The organism is Pseudomonas sp. CK-NBRI-02, from assembly GCF_008124495.1.
GTDB classification, from domain to species: domain Bacteria; phylum Pseudomonadota; class Gammaproteobacteria; order Pseudomonadales; family Pseudomonadaceae; genus Aquipseudomonas; species Aquipseudomonas guariconensis.
In genome coordinates this window covers 31,056-47,021 of record NZ_VSJH01000033.1, presented here as the reverse complement: position 1 = coordinate 47,021, position 15,966 = coordinate 31,056, and the positions used below count along the sequence as shown (strand labels likewise).

Here is a 15,966-nt window from a genome sequence, read left to right as displayed (position 1 = left end):
AGCACCAAGATGATCGAACCTGGCATCTACAAAGACGTGATGGGCTCCTTCCCGTCCGGCGTCACGGTGGTCACCACCCTGGACGCCGAAGGCGGCATCGTCGGCATCACCGCCAGCGCGTTCAGCGCGCTGTCGATCGACCCGGCGCTGGTGCTGTTCTGCCCCAACTACGCCTCCGACACCTACCCGATCCTGCGTGACAGCAAGCAGTTCGCCATTCACTTGCTGTCCGCCGACCAGACCGCCGAGGCCTATGCCTTCGCCGGCAAGGGCAAGGACAAGGCCAACGGCATCGAGTGGCACCTGAGCGAGCTGGGCAACCCTCTGCTGGCCAAGGCCACGGCAATCATCGAATGTGAATTGTGGCGCGAGTACGACGGCGGTGACCACGCGATCATCGTTGGCCAGGTGAAGAACCTGGTGCTGCCGCCCGAACCGGTCACGCCGATGGTCTATCACAAGGGCAAGCTCGGCGCGCTGCCGCCGCTGGGTTGAGACCTGAACGGACGGCGTTGGTCTACCCGCGAATAAACCAACGCCGTTCCCTGTTTCCGGGGGCCGCGCATCCTCCCCCTCACCTTCGGTTGCGGCCCCTTTTTTCATGCAGGAGCACGGCAATGAGCAACGAGAAGTACGAGAAAGGCCTGAAGATCCGCACCCAAGTGCTGGGCGAGGACTATGTCAACCGCTCGATCCAGAACGCCGACGACTTCAGCAAGCCCTTGCAGGAGCTGGTCACCGAGTATTGCTGGGGCCACGTCTGGGGCCGCGACGGCTTGTCGCTCAAAGAGCGCAGCATGATAAACTTGGCCATGATTTCCGCGCTCAACCGGCCCCACGAGCTCAAGCTGCACATTCGCGGCGCCTTGCGAAATGGCCTGAGCCGTGAACAGATACGCGAGATCCTGCTCCAGGTCGGCATTTATTGCGGCGTGCCCGCGGCGGTGGACAGCTTCCGCCTGGCCCGCGAAGCGTTCGCCGAGGCCGATGCGGAGTCAACCCGTTAACAGCGGGCTGTTCGAACCACGCAAGGAGAGCGCCCCAGGTTCGTGGTGCTCTCAAGTTGTGGCCAGGCAGCCTCATTCAGAGCGCAATCGATGAAACGCCAGCCTCTCGACGACAGCTTCAAGGTCAACCGCAACCCCGTTACCCTGCGCGAAATCGTACTCGACAAACTGCGCGGGGCGATCATGAACTTCCACCTGCTGCCCGGCGATCGCCTGGTCGAGCGCGACCTGTGCGACCGCCTCGGTGTCAGCCGCACCTCGGTGCGTGAAGCCCTGCGCCACCTGGAATCCGAAGGCCTGGTGGAATTCGCCGATGCCAAGGGCCCACGGGTGGCGATCATCACGCTCGAAGACGCCCGCGACATCTATGAACTGCGCTGCGTGCTCGAAGGCCTGATCGTCCAGCTGTTCACCCTCAATGCCAAGGCCAAGGACATCCGCGCCCTGGAGCGCGCCCTGGAGGTCAACCGCGAAGCCCTCGAAGAAGGCGAGCTGCAACAGGTGCTCGAATCGGTGCAAGGCTTCTACGACGTGCTCCTGGAAGGCTCCGGCAACCAAGTCGCCGCCCAACAGTTGCGCCAGTTGCAGGCACGCATCAGCTACCTGCGCGCCACCTCGGTGTCCCAGCAGAACCGTCGCGGCGCCAGCAACCGGGAAATGGAAAAGATCGTCGAGGCGATCAAGACCGGCAATCCCCAGCTCGCCCACCAGGCCTCGGTCGACCATGTGCGCGCCGCCGCCAAGGTGGCTCTGGATTACCTGCGCCAGAAGCAGGACGACAACGCCAAGGTCCGTGACATCGTCGAACCCCTGGCCCTCAAAGATCCTCGCATAGGCCGCTGATCATGCCCGCCGCCCCGCGCTACTGCCCGCACTGCACCACTGCGCTTGCCCGGGGCGTTCCCAGCGGCGACACCCACGAGCGCCTGCATTGCACCGGGTGCGGCTACGTCCACTACATCAACCCCAAGATCATCGCTGGATGCATCATCGAGCGTGACGGCAAGTACCTGTTGTGCCAGCGCGCGATCCCGCCACGCCCCGGCACCTGGACCTTGCCCGCAGGCTTCATGGAGGCCGGCGAAACCACCGAACAGGCGGCCCTGCGCGAGGTCTGGGAAGAAAGCGGCGTGCGCGGCGAGATCGTCTCGCCCTATTCGATCTTCAGCGTGCCCAAGATCAGCGAGGTGTACATCATCTTCCGCGCCATCGCCACGGAAGAGACCGGCCAGCACGGCCCCGAGACCCTCGCCTACCGCTTCTTCGAGCCCGACCAGATCCCCTGGGACGAGATCTACTACCCCGCCATCCGGCAGATTCTCGAGCGCTATATCCTCGAACGCCAGGCGGGGGTCTATGGCATCTACATGGGCAACGACGATACCGGCAAGGTGCATTTCATCCGCTGATCGACGCGCCCCGCGTCACAGCCGGCAGCTTCAGCGCATCTGCCCTGCAATCAGCCCCAGCGCAATCAGGATCATCACCAGCCCCGACACTCGCCCCACGACCTTGGCCGCCGCCGGCCGAGTGCGCAGCACGGCCTTGGCCCCGTAACCCACCATCAGGTACACCACCAGCGAACTGGCCAAGTGCACCAGGCCCAGCAGCAATATCTGCATCCACACCGGCCAGCTCGATGCCGGGTCGGTGAATTGCGGCAACAGCGCAACGAACAGCAAGAACACCTTGGGGTTCAGGCCGCTCACGCAAAACCCTTTCAGTGCCCAGCGCGATCCGCTCTCCTGGCTGTGCGATGCGCCCGCCTGTGGCACCGACGGACTCAGCAACAAGTTGGTGCCCAACCACAGCAGGTAGATGCAACCGGCCAACGTCAGCAACGACAGCGCCAGCGGATGCCCGGCGATCAAGCTGCCCACCCCCGCCGCAACGATCAAGGTCGCCGCAAAATGCCCCGACAGCATCCCTGCCACCGCTGGCATCACCCAGCGTCCGCGCATGCCCGCCGAGATGGCATAGGCCCAGTCCGCGCCAGGGGTGATCACGAACAACATCGACACAGCCCAGAACGCCGTCAACACACTGATTGCCACGTTGAATCTTCCTTCACACTCGGTTGGGTGAAAAAAGAGTACGGATTTCAACGGGGGATTTTCTTTCGTATATTCCCGCCATTGCTCAAAAAAATGGAAGGTTCTCCCTCGTGGACAGAACAGATCGAAAGATTCTTGCCGAGCTACAAAAAGACGGTCGCCTTTCGGTGACCGAACTGGCCGATCGTGTAGGCCTGAGCCTCTCGCCCTGCCACCGTCGTCTCAAAGCCTTGGAAGAATCCGGCGCCATCCTGGGCTATCACGCACGCCTGGCGCCCAGCGCGCTGGGCCTGAACTTCGCCGCACTGGTGTTCGTCACCCTGCGCGAGGTCACCCGCCAACCGGTAGCGGATTTCGAGACTGCGGTGGCAGCGATCCCACAGATCGTCGAAGCCCAGCGTCTGTTCGGCGACCCGGACTACCTGCTGCATGTGGTCGCTCGCGATCTGCCGGCGTTTCAGAAGCTGTACGACGAACAGCTCACCAGCATCCCCAATGTGCAGCGGCTGAGCTCCACCTTGGTCATGAAGGAAGTGCTGCAGGATCGGCAATTGCCCATGTAGGCCTCCTCAGAATTCGCGTACCTTGAACATCCGCTCGTCATAGACGAAATCGAGCACCTCGCGCACCCGGATGTGCGCCGCGGCCGGGTGCAGGGGGTTGACCACCAGGTTGCGTTCAAGCTGCAACACCACCGACGGCACGACCAGGCCCAAATGGCTGCGGGCCTGGAGCCAGCGCGTGCCATACGCCATGCTGGGGCTGTCGGCGGGCAGCGCATCCCAGCCGGGCGGCAGGTCCTGCGGCCCGGGCGCCAGGTACAGGGCGGGGTCGTCAGGCAGTTCGAAGCAGGTGATCTTCAAGGGAAACTGCGGACGCCCGGCGGCATGCACGAACGTCTCCAAGGTGCAGATCGCCGGTGATAGCCCCATGTACAGCGCAGGGACATCGACCTGGTTCCAACGGCCACCAACCAAGGCCGCTCCCTTGCCGCTCAGGTCATCGGCCCGGGAGGCCTTGGCCACACGCCAGGCCAGCATCAGACGACGCCGCCCCACTCCAGGGCCGCCAGCACCCGACGCACTTGCCGTGCACCGATCTCGGTCTGGCACAGCATCACCGGCGTCATGACGCCAAGGGCATCGTTGGGTTGGGACATCCAGGCCACAGCCTGTTCCTCACTCTCGAACACCGCCACGGCCTGGTGGGTGATCTCGGCGATCCGGTCCAGACGCTCGGATGCCACGGCATCGAGTGGCTGGTTGTCCCGCACACGGCGTTCAAGGGTCGAGATCGAAGCATTGAACAGTTCGGCCACTTGTTTTTCGGGCAAGCCGAACAAGCGCTTGACCTCCAGGTAGAGCTTGGCGGACAAGCCGTCGCGGATCTGCGCCAGGCGCTGTGCTTCGGTGCGTTGGTCATGAGTCTGTGTATAGCCCCAGAACACCCCGGCGGTTTCGCTGCCTGGCGTGGCCTTGCGTCCGCCTTCGATGGTGGCGTAACGCGCGCGGCGTGGCGTGGGCTTTTTGGTGGTCTCGATCATGGAAAGCCTCATTTGATGAGTCCCAAACGTCAAATGAAGGATACACCCCCTGCCCGGCCCTTGCATCGGCCGTTTGCTAACCGTTTGTCAGCCTTAGTTTTTTTAACGTTTGTAGGCACATATTTACTAATTTATCGATCCGCTCCCACCCCTCATGATCGCGCTTACAAGAACGCGTCGCCCTTTGCCGGCCCGCACCCGGGCACATTCCTGCGCCCCTCCCTGCCTTGGAGTCCGTCATGACCCGTGCAGCTACATCGGCCCCTCTCATAGAAAAACACACGATCGGATACGTGCCCCCGCAAGACCGCCATGGAAAGGTAAGGGATCTGTTCACCCTCTGGTTCGGGGGCAACATCGCCCCCCTGCCGATTGTCACCGGCGCCTTGGGCGTGCAGTTGTTCCACCTCAACCTGGTGTGGGGCATCGTCGCCATCCTGGTCGGCCATTTGGTCGGCGGCGTGTTGATGGCGCTGCACTCGGCCCAGGGCCCACAGATGGGCATCCCGCAGATGATCCAGAGCCGCGCCCAGTTCGGCTCGCTCGGCGCACTGTTGGTGGTGGTGATCGCCGGGGTCATGTACATCGGTTTCTTCGCCTCCAACATCGTGCTGGCCGGCAAGTCGCTGCATGGCGTGGTCGATACCGTGCCGGTCCCGGTGGGCATCGTCATCGGCGCGCTGGGTTCGGGCATCATCGGCATCATCGGCTATCGCTTCATCCATGTGCTAAACCGCATCGGCACCTGGGTGCTGGGCATCGGCATCGTGGTGGGCTTTGGCTACATCTTCAGCCACGTGCAAAGCGATGACTTCCTGACCCGCGGCAGCTTCAACATCTCCGGCTGGCTGGCCACCGTGTCGCTGGCAGCGCTGTGGCAGATCGCCTTCGCCCCGTATGTGTCGGACTACTCGCGCTACCTACCGGCCGACGTGAAGGTGTCCTCGACCTTCTGGACCACCTACCTGGGCTCGGCCTTGGGCTCGAGCCTGTCGTTCGTGTTCGGTGCGGTGGCGGTACTGGCGATCCCGGCGGGCATGGACACCATGGATGCCGTCAAGCTCGCCACCGGCGCCATCGGCCCACTGATGCTGGTGCTGTTCCTGCTCAGCGTGATCAGCCACAACGCCCTTAACCTGTATGGCGCGGTACTGTCGATCATCACCTTGGTACAGACCTTCGCCTATCGCTGGATCCCCACCGCCAAGAGCCGCGCGGTACTGTCGCTGGTCGTGCTGGCGGCATGCTGCGTGGTGGCGGTATTCGCCTCGGCGGACTTCATCGGCCACTTCGTCGACATGGTCCTGGTGCTGTTGGTGGTGTTGGTGCCCTGGACGGCGATCAACCTGATCGATTTCTACGTCATTCACAAAGGCGACTATGACATCCAGTCGATCTTCAAGGTCGACGGGGGCATCTACGGGCGCTACAACCCCCAGGCATTGATCGCCTACGCGGTGGGTATCGCAGTGCAGATCCCATTCATGAACACCCCGCTGTACGTAGGCCCGGTATCCGCCCACATCGATGGCGCCGACCTGTCGTGGCTGGTGGGCCTGCTGGTCACCTCGCCACTGTACTGGTGGCTGGCGACCCGGGACAGCGCCTACCGCCGCCGGCAAATGAGCGCCAAACTCGCCGCTGGCGTCTGAGCACTCAACGACACCTGACCCCAGAAGACCCGCCATGGCGGGTCTTCTGTTCTTCTTGATTTGCGACAACCCCTACAGCGACGCTTGATTCACCTGATGGTGACCAACGCAACCGATCGCCAGCATGCCCGCTCCTCGGACAAGGAGTTCCCCATGCAAAAACTTCCATTGGTCAAGTTCATCGCCCCTCGCATCAACCGCAAGCTCGTCACCACCGTCACCCTCCCGGTACTCGCCCTTGGCGGCCTGGCTGTGCTGTTCAATAGCGTGTTTTTCTACAACGAAGCGGGTCAGATGACCCATGTGCGCACGATCTTCGGCGAAGAGAAAGTGGTCGAGGACGTGGGCTACGCCACCAAGTGGTTCGGACGCAGCACGGTCTGGCGCCGCACCATCGGGGTCCAGTCCGCACTGCAAGCGGACATCCAGGAGGACAGGCGTAGCGGGCAGCCTTCGATCGTCCTGCCAAACCTGCCCATCGTGTTCCTGGGCAACGTCGATGCAAAGGCCGAGTTCAGCACGCAGTTTCGCCTGCCATCGGGCGAGGCCTTCCTCAAGATCGCCCAGGAATACCGAACGCCAGACAACTTCCTGCAACGCGCCTTGCTGCCCGCGGTCAAGGAAACCCTCCAGGCCACAGCCTCGTTGATGAGCGCAGACGATTATTACGCGGGTAACCGCAGCCACTTCGGCGCCGAATTCGAAAACCAGTTGCGCAATGGCCTGTACCTCACCAGCCGCAAGGAAGTGCGTATCAAGCGCGACGCGTTGCCGGCACAGACCGCCATCCTGCAGGCCGGTACCGACCAGGGCAGCTTCGGCGACAACACCGCCACCCGCTTCATCATCGAGAAGAAACTCGACAAGCACGGCCAGGAGCTACGCAAGCAGCAGCAATTTCGCCTGTATGGCGTAGAAGTCGTCGATGCGCGGGTCACCCACATCGACCCCAACCCTCAGTACCAGCAACGGATGGTCCGGGTGCAACAGGCCTTGGCGGAACTGGCGGTGGCCCGGCAGAACCGCCTCAAGGAAGAGGAAGAAAAGGAGCTGGTGTCCGCCCGGGGAGCCAAGGATGTCGAGGCCAAGCGTCAGGAAAGCCTGCGCCAGCAGATCGAACGCACGACCGAGGCCGAGACGGAAAAACAGCTCACACTGATCAACGCCGAGCGAGAAAAGCGGCGTGCCGAGATCGACAAACAGACAGCCGAACTGCTGCGCGACAAGGCCCGGGTCAATGCCGAGGCCACCAAGATCACCGCCGACGCCGAAGCCTACGCCCGTGAGGCGTCCCTGAAGGCTGACGGTGCCTTGCAGAACAAGCTCGATGCGCTGGTGCAGATCAACAAGGCCTGGGCCGATGCTGCCGCCAGAGCCCCGGTGCCCAATGTGATGATGGGCGGCACGGAAGCGGGCATCGGTCGCCAGGATGAAATGAACAAGCTCATGAGTGTACTGGCCACCAAGGCAGCCAAGGACCTCGCAATCGATCTCAAGACGCCCTGAGCCCTGCACTCATTGCGCCTTGTAGTTTCAGGGCGCAATGCCCTCGACGATGATCACCTCGGCCGTCGCCACTCCCTGCCGATGCCGGCAAGCCTCCTGGTATGCCTCGGACCGGTAGCACGCCACCGCTTGTTCGTATGAATCGAACTCGATCACCACGCTACGCTGTGGCGTGGGCCGTCCTTCCATCGCCTCGCTGCGCCCGCCACGGGCCAGCAGGCGCCCGCCGAACGCGGCGAAGGCCGCGGGGGCGCGCTGGGTGTAGTGCTGGTACTGCTCAGGATCGGTGACATTCACGTGGGCAATCCAGTAGGCCTTCATCCATCGCTCTCCTGTGAACGGTTATTTGTGTATGATGGTATACCATAAAAATCACCCTACCACAGCGAGTGTGCAGTATGGCTTTCAACAGCATCGAAGAACTCCTCGAGGACTACCGCCAGGGCAAGATGGTCCTGCTGGTGGACGACGAGGACCGTGAAAACGAAGGCGACCTGCTGATCGCCGCCGAGCGCTGTGACGCCCAGGCCATCAACTTCATGGCCCGCGAGGCACGCGGGCTGATCTGCCTGACCCTGACCGACGAGCACTGCCAGCGTCTGGGCCTGGAGCAGATGGTGCCGGCCAACGGCAGTGTGTTCAGCACAGCGTTCACCGTCTCTATCGAAGCCGCCACCGGCGTCACCACAGGCATCTCGGCCGCCGACCGAGCCCGTACCGTCGCCGCCGCCATGGCGCCCGACGCACGTCCTGAGGACCTCGTCCAACCAGGGCATATCTTCCCCTTGCGCGCCCGCGAAGGCGGCGTGCTGACCCGCGCCGGGCACACAGAAGCCGGCTGCGACCTGGCACGCCTGGCCGGATTCACCCCCGCCTCGGTGATCGTCGAAGTGCTCAACGACGACGGCACCATGGCGCGCCGCCCGGACCTGGAAGTGTTCGCCGAACGCCACGGCATCAAGATCGGCACCATCGCCGACCTGATCCACTACCGGCTGAGCAACGAGCAGACCATCAAACGCATCGGCGAGCGCGAACTGCCCACCGTGCACGGTACCTTCCGCCTGGTGACCTACGAAGATCGCATCGACGGTGGCGTGCACATGGCCATGGTGATGGGTGATATCCGTCGAGAACAGCCGACCCTGGTACGGGTGCATGTCATCGACCCCTTACGCGACCTGGTCGGCGCCGAATACGCAGGGCCCGCCAACTGGACTTTGTGGGCAGCCTTGCAAAAGGTCGCCACCGAAGGCACGGGCGTGGTGGTGATCCTGGCCAACCACGAGTCCTCCCAGGCCCTGCTCGAACGCGTGCCGCAGCTGACCCAGCCGATCAAGCCATTCCAACGAGGCCAGTCGAAGGTCTACTCCGAAGTGGGCACTGGCGCCCAGATTCTCCAGGACTTGGGCGTGGGCAAACTGCGACACCTGGGGCCACCGCTCAAATACGCAGGCCTGGCCGGATACGAGCTGAAGGTGGTGCAGAGCATTCCCTTCGAGCCCGCCGAGTTCAACTGAGCCGACACCCGTGACAGCCACCGTCCTGCTCTGCGGTGTGCTTCGCGGGTAAACACACAACCCACCGCTTGAGAACGCCACGCCGTCCCCCTGGAGGACGGCGTGGCGTTTCGCTGAGTGGGGCCGGCGTTTTTAGTGATGGCCGGTCGCCTTCGACCTCTTGCGAAAAGTTTGGAATACCATAATATGATATCCCGTAGACCTTAGATTTCCGGCCGCACCTACACTTCAAACAACGGCCACGCGACATCGTTGGAAAGCTGCTCCCCGAATACATGGCGGGCGACAGGAAGCCCGCTCAAATAACAAAAGCAATGAGGGCGTTAACCATGCTGTTGAGCAAACGAGTCACCGCAGTGCTGTCCGCCAGCCTGCTCTCCCTGGCCTGCCAAGCCACCCTGGCTGCTGACAGCATGAGCTTCGTCAGCTGGGGCGGCACCACCCAGGACGCCCAGAAACAGGCATGGGCCGAACCCTTCAGCGAAAGCAGCAAGATCAAGGTCGTGCAGGACGGCCCCACCGACTACGGCAAGCTCAAGGCCATGGTCGAGAGCGGCAACGTGCAGTGGGACGTGGTCGATGTCGAAGCCGATTTCGCCCTGCGCGCCGCCAGCGAAGGCTTGCTTGAGCCTTTGGACTTCACCACGATCCAGCGCGACCGCATCGACCCGCGATTCGTTTCCGACCATGGCGTCGGCTCGTTCTTCTTCTCCTTCGTGCTCGGCTACAACGAAGGCAAGCTCGGTGCCAACAAGCCGATGGACTGGTCGGCCCTGTTCGACACCAAGGCCTACCCCGGCAAGCGCGCCCTGTACAAATGGCCGAGCCCCGGTGTCTTGGAGCTGGCCCTGCTGGCCGACGGCGTACCGGCGGACAAACTCTACCCCCTGGACCTGGACCGCGCCTTCAAGAAGCTCGACACCATCAAGAAAGACATCGTCTGGTGGGGCGGCGGCGCCCAGTCCCAGCAACTGCTTGCCTCCGGTGAAGCCTCGCTCGGGCAGTTCTGGAACGGTCGGGTCTACGCCTTGCAGCAGGACGGTGCGCCGGTGGGCGTGAGCTGGAAGCAGAACCTGGTCATGGCCGATTTCCTGGTCATTCCCAAGGGCGCCAAGAACAAGGACGCGGCCATGAAGTTCTTGGCCAACGCCAGCAGCGCCAAGGGGCAAGCGGACTTTGCCAATCTCACCGCCTACGCCCCGGTCAACCTCGACAGCATCGCCCAGCTCAAGCCGGAGCTGGCACCGAACCTGCCGACTGCCTATGCCCAGGACCAGGTGACCCTGGACTTCGCCTACTGGGCGAAGAACGGCCAGGCCATCGCGGCCCGCTGGAATGAGTGGCTGGTCAAATGAAAGTCGCCATCAACGCCTTGCACAACGCCCAAGGTGCCCCTAGCGGCACCGGCGCCCCGGGAGCGGCCGTGCGCCGCCCTCCCCTGAGCCAGCGCTGGCGGGGCAGCCGCAATCTGCTGCCGGCGCTGCTTTTCCTGGGCCTGTTCTTCTTCGCTCCGCTGATTGGCCTGTTGCTGCGCGGGGTGTTGGAGCCCGTACCGGGGCTAGGCAACTATGAGCAGTTGTTCGCCAATTCGGCTTATGCGCGGGTGCTGTTCAACACCTTCTCTGTAGCGGGCTTGGTGACCCTGATCAGCGTGCTGCTGGGCTTCCCGCTGGCTTGGGCGATCACCCTGGTGCCGCGCGGCTGGGGCCGCTGGCTGCTGAACATCGTACTGTTGTCGATGTGGACCAGCCTGCTGGCCCGCACCTACTCCTGGCTGGTGCTGCTGCAGGCCTCGGGGGTGATCAACAAGGTGTTGATGGCGCTGGGCATCATCGATGCGCCGCTGGAGATGGTGCACAACCTCACAGGCGTGGTGATCGGCATGAGCTACATCATGATTCCGTTCATCGTGCTGCCGCTGCAGGCGACCATGCAGGCCATCGACCCGATGGTCCTGCAGGCCGGCTCGATCTGCGGCGCGAGCCCTTGGACCAACTTCTGGAAGGTGTTCATCCCACTGTGCCGCTCGGGGCTGTTCTCCGGCGCGCTGATGGTGTTCGTCATGTCGCTCGGTTACTACGTGACCCCCGCCCTGCTCGGCGGCGCACAGAACATGATGCTGCCTGAATTCATCGTCCAGCAGGTGCAATCGTTCCTCAACTGGGGCCTGGCCAGCGCCGCCGCTGCGTTGCTGGTACTGATCACCCTGGTGCTCTTCTACTTCTACCTGAAGCTGCAGCCGGAATCCCCGGTCGGCAACGCGAGGTAAACCGCCATGCTCCTGACTCCCAATGCCATGGGCCGGCCGCTGCGCACGGGCCTGTACCTGACCACCGGGGTGATCGCGGCCTTCCTGCTGCTGCCGATCCTGTTCATCGTGCTGCTGTCGTTCGGCTCGTCCCAGTGGCTGGTGTTCCCCCCACCCGGCTGGACCTTGAAGTGGTACGGCCAGTTCTTCTCCAACCCCGAGTGGATGGACGCTGCCCTGGCCAGCCTCAAGGTGGCCGTGCTCACCACGATCTGCGCCGTACTGCTGGGCCTGCCCACGGCCTTTGCCCTGGTACGCGGACGCTTCCCAGGCCGCGAGCTGCTGTATGGCCTGTTCACCCTGCCGATGATCGTGCCGCTGGTGATCATCGCCGTGGCGGTGTACGCGCTGTTCCTCAAGCTCGGCTACACCGGCACGCTGTTCTCCTTCGTGGTCAGCCACGTCATCGTCGCGCTGCCCTTCACCATCATCTCGATCATCAACTCGCTCAAGCTGTTCGACCAGTCGATCGAGGACGCCGCGGTGATCTGCGGCGCCTCGCGCTTGCAGGCGATCTTCAAGGTGACCTTCCCGGCGATCCGTCCAGGGATGATCGCCGGTGGCCTGTTCGCCTTTTTGGTCTCTTGGGACGAGGTGGTGCTCAGCGTGATGATGGCCAGCCCAACCCTGCAGACCCTGCCCGTGAAGATGTGGACCACCCTGCGCCAGGACCTGACCCCAGTGATCGCCGTCGCCTCGACGCTGCTGATCGGCCTGTCGGTCCTGGTCATGGTCATCGCCGCCGCCCTGCGCCGGCGCAACGAAGTCAGCGCCTGAGCGCCCGGAGACAACAACAATGAGTGCAGTGATGAAAGATGCCGCGCCCGCCAAGACCCTGGTCAGCCTGCGCAACCTGAACAAGCACTACGGCGACTTCGCCGCGGTGGACAACATCAACCTGGAGATCCAGGACGGCGAGTTCCTGACGTTCCTTGGCTCCAGCGGCTCGGGCAAGTCCACCACCCTGTCCATGCTGGCAGGCTTCGAGACCCCCAGCAGCGGCGAAATTCTGGTGGACGGCCAATCGCTGGTGAAAGTGCCGCCGCACAAGCGTGACATCGGCATGGTGTTCCAGCGCTACTCGCTGTTCCCGCACCTGTCGGTGCGCGACAACATCGCCTTCCCCCTGGCGATCCGCAAGCAGAGCGCCGCCGAGACCGCCAAGCGGGTCGACGCCATGCTCAAGCTGGTGCAGCTGGAAAAGTTCGCCCACCGCCGCCCCGCCCAGCTCTCCGGTGGTCAGCAGCAACGCGTGGCCATTGCCCGGGCGCTGGTGTACGAGCCGCGCATCCTGCTGATGGACGAGCCCCTTGGCGCGCTGGACAAGAAGCTGCGCGAAGACCTGCAGGACGAACTGCGCCAGTTGCACCGCCGCCTGGGGATCACCATCGTCTACGTGACCCACGACCAGGAAGAAGCCATGCGCCTGTCCCAGCGCATCGCGATCTTCAGCCACGGCAAGATCGTCGGCCTGGGCACGGGTTATGACCTGTACCAGAACCCGCCGAATGCCTTCGTGGCATCGTTTTTGGGCAATTCCAACTTCCTGCAGGTCAAGGCCAGCAGCCATGGCGCGGCCGCGTTCGAAGGGCAGTCCTTGGCGATCCGCCTGACCACGGGCCTTAATGCCGGGCAGGATGCGCTGATCATGGTGCGCCCGGAAAAAGCCCTGGCCTTGAGCGCCGAGCAGGCAGCCCGCGAGCCATTGCCCGCCGGCTGGAACGAAGTGACCGCCAAGGTAGGGGAAGTGTTGTTCCTCGGCGAGAGCCAGACCTGCCATGTTGTGACTGTCGGCGGCACCGAAATGACCGTCAAGGCGCTGTCGGCAGCCGGCATGCCGATGCAGCCCGGAGATACCGTGAAGGTCCGCTGGGCAGTGGCTGATGCCTGCATCTACACCGAATGGGCCGAGAGTGACCTGAGCAAAGCTGCCGGAGCGCATTGAGCAGGGTCAGGCGCAGAGCGTACTGGCCCTTTCATGGCTAAACCCGCTCCCACAGGCTCTGCGGTGCTCTCAATGACACCGCTGTCCCTGTGGGAGCGGGTTTACCCGCGAACGCAACAACGCTGAACATCAAGGCTCACACAGGCAACTGATATCGCTCGGCGAAGTACTGCCGGAAGAACTCCACCGCCACCCGCACCTTGGCCGACCCGGCCAGGGGCGTGGTGTACACCGCCCAGATGTCCGCCGCCTGCTGATAGTCCTCCAGCACCTGAACCAGTCGCCCATCGGCAAGGTTGTCGTGCACATCCCACCATGAGCGCAACAGGATGCCCCGCCCATCCAGGCACCATTGGTGCGCCACCTCGCCATGGTTGCTGGACAACGGGCCGGTCACCCGCACGCTTTGCTCGCCGCCTGGTCCCTCCAGGTGCCATACACCAAACGGGTGGTCACGCTCCTTGATCACCAGGCAGTCATGGCTGGCCAGATCCGCCAGGCTTTTGGGCGTGCCCCTGCGCGCCAGGTAGCCAGGTGCCGCGCACAGCACTCGACGGTTGCGCGCCAGGAGCTTGGCGATCAGGTTCGGCGCAATGACGTTGCCCACGCGAATGTCCAGGTCCACCCCCTCGGCAATCAGGTCGATCAGGCGGTCATGCACATCCAGGCGGATATCCAGCTTCGGGTAGCGCGCCGCCAGCTCCGACAGCGCAGGCGCCACGAAGCGTCGGCCCAGCCCCAGGCTGCTGGCGATACGCAACTGCCCGGCCGGTTCGCGCTGGCCAGCGTTGAGGTCATCGTCCATGCGTTGCAGGGATTCGAAGATCTGCAGCGCCCACTGGTACACCCGCTCGCCCTCCTCGCTCACCGTCACCCGCCGGGTGGTGCGGTGCAGCAGCCGCACACCGAGATTCTCCTCAAGCAGACGAATACGCTTGCTGACAAAGGCAGCCGACATGCCGCGCTCGTCGGCCACGGCGGCGAAGCTGGCGCGGCGCGCCACCTGCAGGAAGATATCCAGGTCGTCAAGGTTAGGCAGATTATTCACGATTCGTGCACCAAGAATTGATGATTCACCAGATTATCTCCGGTTAGCGTCCTTATAGCATGGCCAGCATCCGTTACCCAGAACAGCGAGTGCGCCCCCATGAGCAAGACCTTCAAAATCGCCGCCATCCCCGGTGACGGCATCGGCAACGAAGTCCTCCCCGAAGGCATCCGCGTGGTCGAAGCCGCCGCGCGCAAACATGGCCTGAACCTTGAGATCGAATTCTTCGAGTGGGCCAGCTGTGACTACTACCTGGCTCACGGCAAGATGATGCCCGACGACTGGTTCGAACAGCTCAAGGGCTTCGACGCCCTGTACTTCGGTGCGGTCGGCTGGCCAGACAAAGTCCCGGACCACATTTCCCTGTGGGGCTCGCTGCTCAAGTTCCGCCGCGACTTCGACCAGTACGTGAACATCCGTCCGGTTCGCCTGTTCCCTGGCGTGCCCTGCCCGCTGGCCAACAAGCAACCGGGTGACATCGACTTCGTGGTGATTCGCGAAAACACCGAAGGCGAATACTCCTCCCTGGGCGGTCGCATGTTCGAGAACACCGAGAACGAGTTCGTCCTGCAGGAGTCGGTGTTCACCCGCCGTGGTGTGGACCGCATCCTCAAGTACGCGTTCGACGTGGCCCAGACCCGCGAGCGCAAGCACGTCACCTCCGCGACCAAGTCCAACGGCATGGCCGTGAGCATGCCTTACTGGGACGAGCGCACCGCCGCCATGGCAGCCAACTACCCAGAGATCAGCTGGGACAAACAGCACATCGACATCCTCTGCGCCCGCTTCGTGCTGCAGCCGGAACGCTTCGACGTGGTGGTGGCGTCCAATCTGTTCGGCGACATCCTCTCGGATCTGGGCCCGGCCTGCGCGGGCACCATCGGTATCGCACCGTCGGCCAACCTCAACCCGGAGCGCAAGTTCCCATCGCTGTTCGAACCGGTACACGGCTCGGCGCCGGACATCTACGGCAAGAACATCGCCAACCCGATCGCCATGATCTGGTCCGGCGCGCTGATGCTCGAATTCCTCGGCAAGGACAGTGAAGACGCCCGCTACCAGGCCGCCCACGACGACATCCTCAAGGCCATCGAGACGGTCATCGCCAACGGCGATACCACCCGCGACATGGGCGGGAACCGCTCGACCCAGGAAGTCGGCAAGGCCATCGCAGAACTGCTGGGGGCCTGATTCGGCGGCGTCCATTAGCAAATAAACCCGCTCGCCAGGCCCCGCGACCCTGGAGGAGCGGGTTTACCCGCGAAATAGACGCCACCAACCATCAGATTGTCTGACGATCCTATTGCAGTTTTGCCCCATTTCAATGCACACTTCGTTAACCAAAAGATATGCGTAAACTTTAGGTTAACAGTCGAGGAAAAA

At 63.2% G+C, this 15,966-nt stretch carries 18 protein-coding genes; 13 read left to right on the top strand and 5 right to left on the bottom strand.

Going from position 1 to position 15,966, the window contains the following annotated elements; translation table 11 throughout:
* The first annotated feature begins 9 nt into the window (after positions 1 to 9).
* The 4 genes from DQ397_RS19330 (at position 10) to DQ397_RS19315 (ending at position 2,416) form a co-directional block, all read left to right on the top strand.
* Positions 10 to 495 carry a flavin reductase family protein gene (locus tag DQ397_RS19330; protein WP_043212710.1) on the top strand — a complete coding sequence of 162 codons (486 nt, stop codon included), beginning with the start codon at positions 10 to 12 and terminating at the stop codon, positions 493 to 495.
* A 122-nt stretch (positions 496 to 617) separates the two neighbouring features.
* Positions 618 to 1,007: a carboxymuconolactone decarboxylase family protein gene (locus DQ397_RS19325; RefSeq protein ID WP_043212708.1), complete on the top strand. Its 390-nt coding sequence runs from the start codon at positions 618 to 620 to the stop codon at positions 1,005 to 1,007.
* A gap of 90 nt (positions 1,008 to 1,097) precedes the next feature.
* On the top strand, positions 1,098 to 1,850 hold the full coding sequence (locus DQ397_RS19320) for a GntR family transcriptional regulator (RefSeq protein ID WP_043212706.1): 753 nt from the start codon (positions 1,098 to 1,100) through the stop codon (positions 1,848 to 1,850).
* A gap of 2 nt (positions 1,851 to 1,852) precedes the next feature.
* A complete protein-coding gene (locus DQ397_RS19315; RefSeq protein WP_043212704.1) occupies positions 1,853 to 2,416 on the top strand; it encodes an NUDIX hydrolase in 564 nt (187 codons plus the stop codon).
* A 30-nt stretch (positions 2,417 to 2,446) separates the two neighbouring features.
* Here the strand turns inward: DQ397_RS19315 and DQ397_RS19310 are convergent, their stop codons facing one another.
* Positions 2,447 to 3,061, bottom strand: coding sequence for a LysE family translocator (locus DQ397_RS19310; RefSeq protein WP_043212702.1), 615 nt, complete (start codon positions 3,059 to 3,061; stop codon positions 2,447 to 2,449).
* 110 nt (positions 3,062 to 3,171) lie between these two features.
* On the opposite strand from DQ397_RS19310, the gene DQ397_RS19305 reads away from it, so the two are divergent.
* Entirely contained in the window at positions 3,172 to 3,624 is a 453-nt protein-coding gene (locus tag DQ397_RS19305) for an Lrp/AsnC family transcriptional regulator (protein WP_043212700.1), read from the top strand.
* Positions 3,625 to 3,630: 6 nt separating this feature from the next.
* On the opposite strand, the gene DQ397_RS19300 is transcribed toward DQ397_RS19305, so the two are convergent.
* Together DQ397_RS19300 and DQ397_RS19295 are read right to left on the bottom strand one after the other, a co-directional pair.
* A complete protein-coding gene (locus DQ397_RS19300; RefSeq protein WP_043212697.1) occupies positions 3,631 to 4,101 on the bottom strand; it encodes an RES family NAD+ phosphorylase in 471 nt (156 codons plus the stop codon).
* On the bottom strand, positions 4,101 to 4,604 hold the full coding sequence (locus tag DQ397_RS19295) for an antitoxin Xre/MbcA/ParS toxin-binding domain-containing protein (RefSeq protein ID WP_080642120.1): 504 nt from the start codon (positions 4,602 to 4,604) through the stop codon (positions 4,101 to 4,103). The genes DQ397_RS19300 and DQ397_RS19295 overlap by 1 nt, the downstream gene beginning before the upstream one ends.
* 239 nt (positions 4,605 to 4,843) lie before the next feature.
* Here DQ397_RS19295 and DQ397_RS19290 point away from each other — a divergent pair, with 239 nt between their 5' ends.
* A complete protein-coding gene (locus tag DQ397_RS19290) occupies positions 4,844 to 6,256 on the top strand; it encodes a cytosine permease (protein WP_043212695.1) in 1,413 nt (470 codons plus the stop codon).
* A 153-nt stretch (positions 6,257 to 6,409) separates the two neighbouring features.
* Entirely contained in the window at positions 6,410 to 7,762 is a 1,353-nt protein-coding gene (locus tag DQ397_RS19285) for an SPFH domain-containing protein (RefSeq protein WP_043212747.1), read from the top strand.
* Between the two features lie 27 nt (positions 7,763 to 7,789).
* On the opposite strand, the gene DQ397_RS19280 is transcribed toward DQ397_RS19285, so the two are convergent.
* On the bottom strand, positions 7,790 to 8,083 hold the full coding sequence (locus DQ397_RS19280) for a DUF1330 domain-containing protein (RefSeq protein ID WP_043212693.1): 294 nt from the start codon (positions 8,081 to 8,083) through the stop codon (positions 7,790 to 7,792).
* Positions 8,084 to 8,160: 77 nt separating this feature from the next.
* Here DQ397_RS19280 and ribBA point away from each other — a divergent pair, with 77 nt between their 5' ends.
* From ribBA to DQ397_RS19255, 5 genes are all read left to right on the top strand, one after another.
* Positions 8,161 to 9,282, top strand: a complete 1,122-nt coding sequence (gene ribBA, locus DQ397_RS19275; RefSeq protein WP_043212691.1) for a bifunctional 3,4-dihydroxy-2-butanone-4-phosphate synthase/GTP cyclohydrolase II — start codon at positions 8,161 to 8,163, stop codon at positions 9,280 to 9,282.
* Positions 9,283 to 9,611: 329 nt separating this feature from the next.
* The gene (locus DQ397_RS19270) at positions 9,612 to 10,637 is read left to right on the top strand and encodes a polyamine ABC transporter substrate-binding protein (RefSeq protein ID WP_043212689.1); all 1,026 of its coding nucleotides are present in this window, start codon (positions 9,612 to 9,614) and stop codon (positions 10,635 to 10,637) included.
* Positions 10,634 to 11,551, top strand: coding sequence for an ABC transporter permease (locus DQ397_RS19265; RefSeq protein ID WP_043212687.1), 918 nt, complete (start codon positions 10,634 to 10,636; stop codon positions 11,549 to 11,551). Before DQ397_RS19270 ends, DQ397_RS19265 begins: the two co-directional genes overlap by 4 nt.
* Before the next feature lie 6 nt (positions 11,552 to 11,557).
* On the top strand, positions 11,558 to 12,367 hold the full coding sequence (locus tag DQ397_RS19260; protein WP_043212685.1) for an ABC transporter permease: 810 nt from the start codon (positions 11,558 to 11,560) through the stop codon (positions 12,365 to 12,367).
* A gap of 19 nt (positions 12,368 to 12,386) precedes the next feature.
* Positions 12,387 to 13,535, top strand: coding sequence for an ABC transporter ATP-binding protein (locus tag DQ397_RS19255; protein ID WP_043212684.1), 1,149 nt, complete (start codon positions 12,387 to 12,389; stop codon positions 13,533 to 13,535).
* Positions 13,536 to 13,671: 136 nt separating this feature from the next.
* Here DQ397_RS19255 and DQ397_RS19250 read toward each other — a convergent pair whose 3' ends face one another.
* Positions 13,672 to 14,583 carry a LysR substrate-binding domain-containing protein gene (locus tag DQ397_RS19250; RefSeq protein ID WP_043212682.1) on the bottom strand — a complete coding sequence of 304 codons (912 nt, stop codon included), beginning with the start codon at positions 14,581 to 14,583 and terminating at the stop codon, positions 13,672 to 13,674.
* Positions 14,584 to 14,682: 99 nt separating this feature from the next.
* Here DQ397_RS19250 and DQ397_RS19245 point away from each other — a divergent pair, with 99 nt between their 5' ends.
* Entirely contained in the window at positions 14,683 to 15,774 is a 1,092-nt protein-coding gene (locus tag DQ397_RS19245) for a tartrate dehydrogenase (RefSeq protein WP_043212680.1), read from the top strand.
* Positions 15,775 to 15,966: the final 192 nt, after the last annotated feature.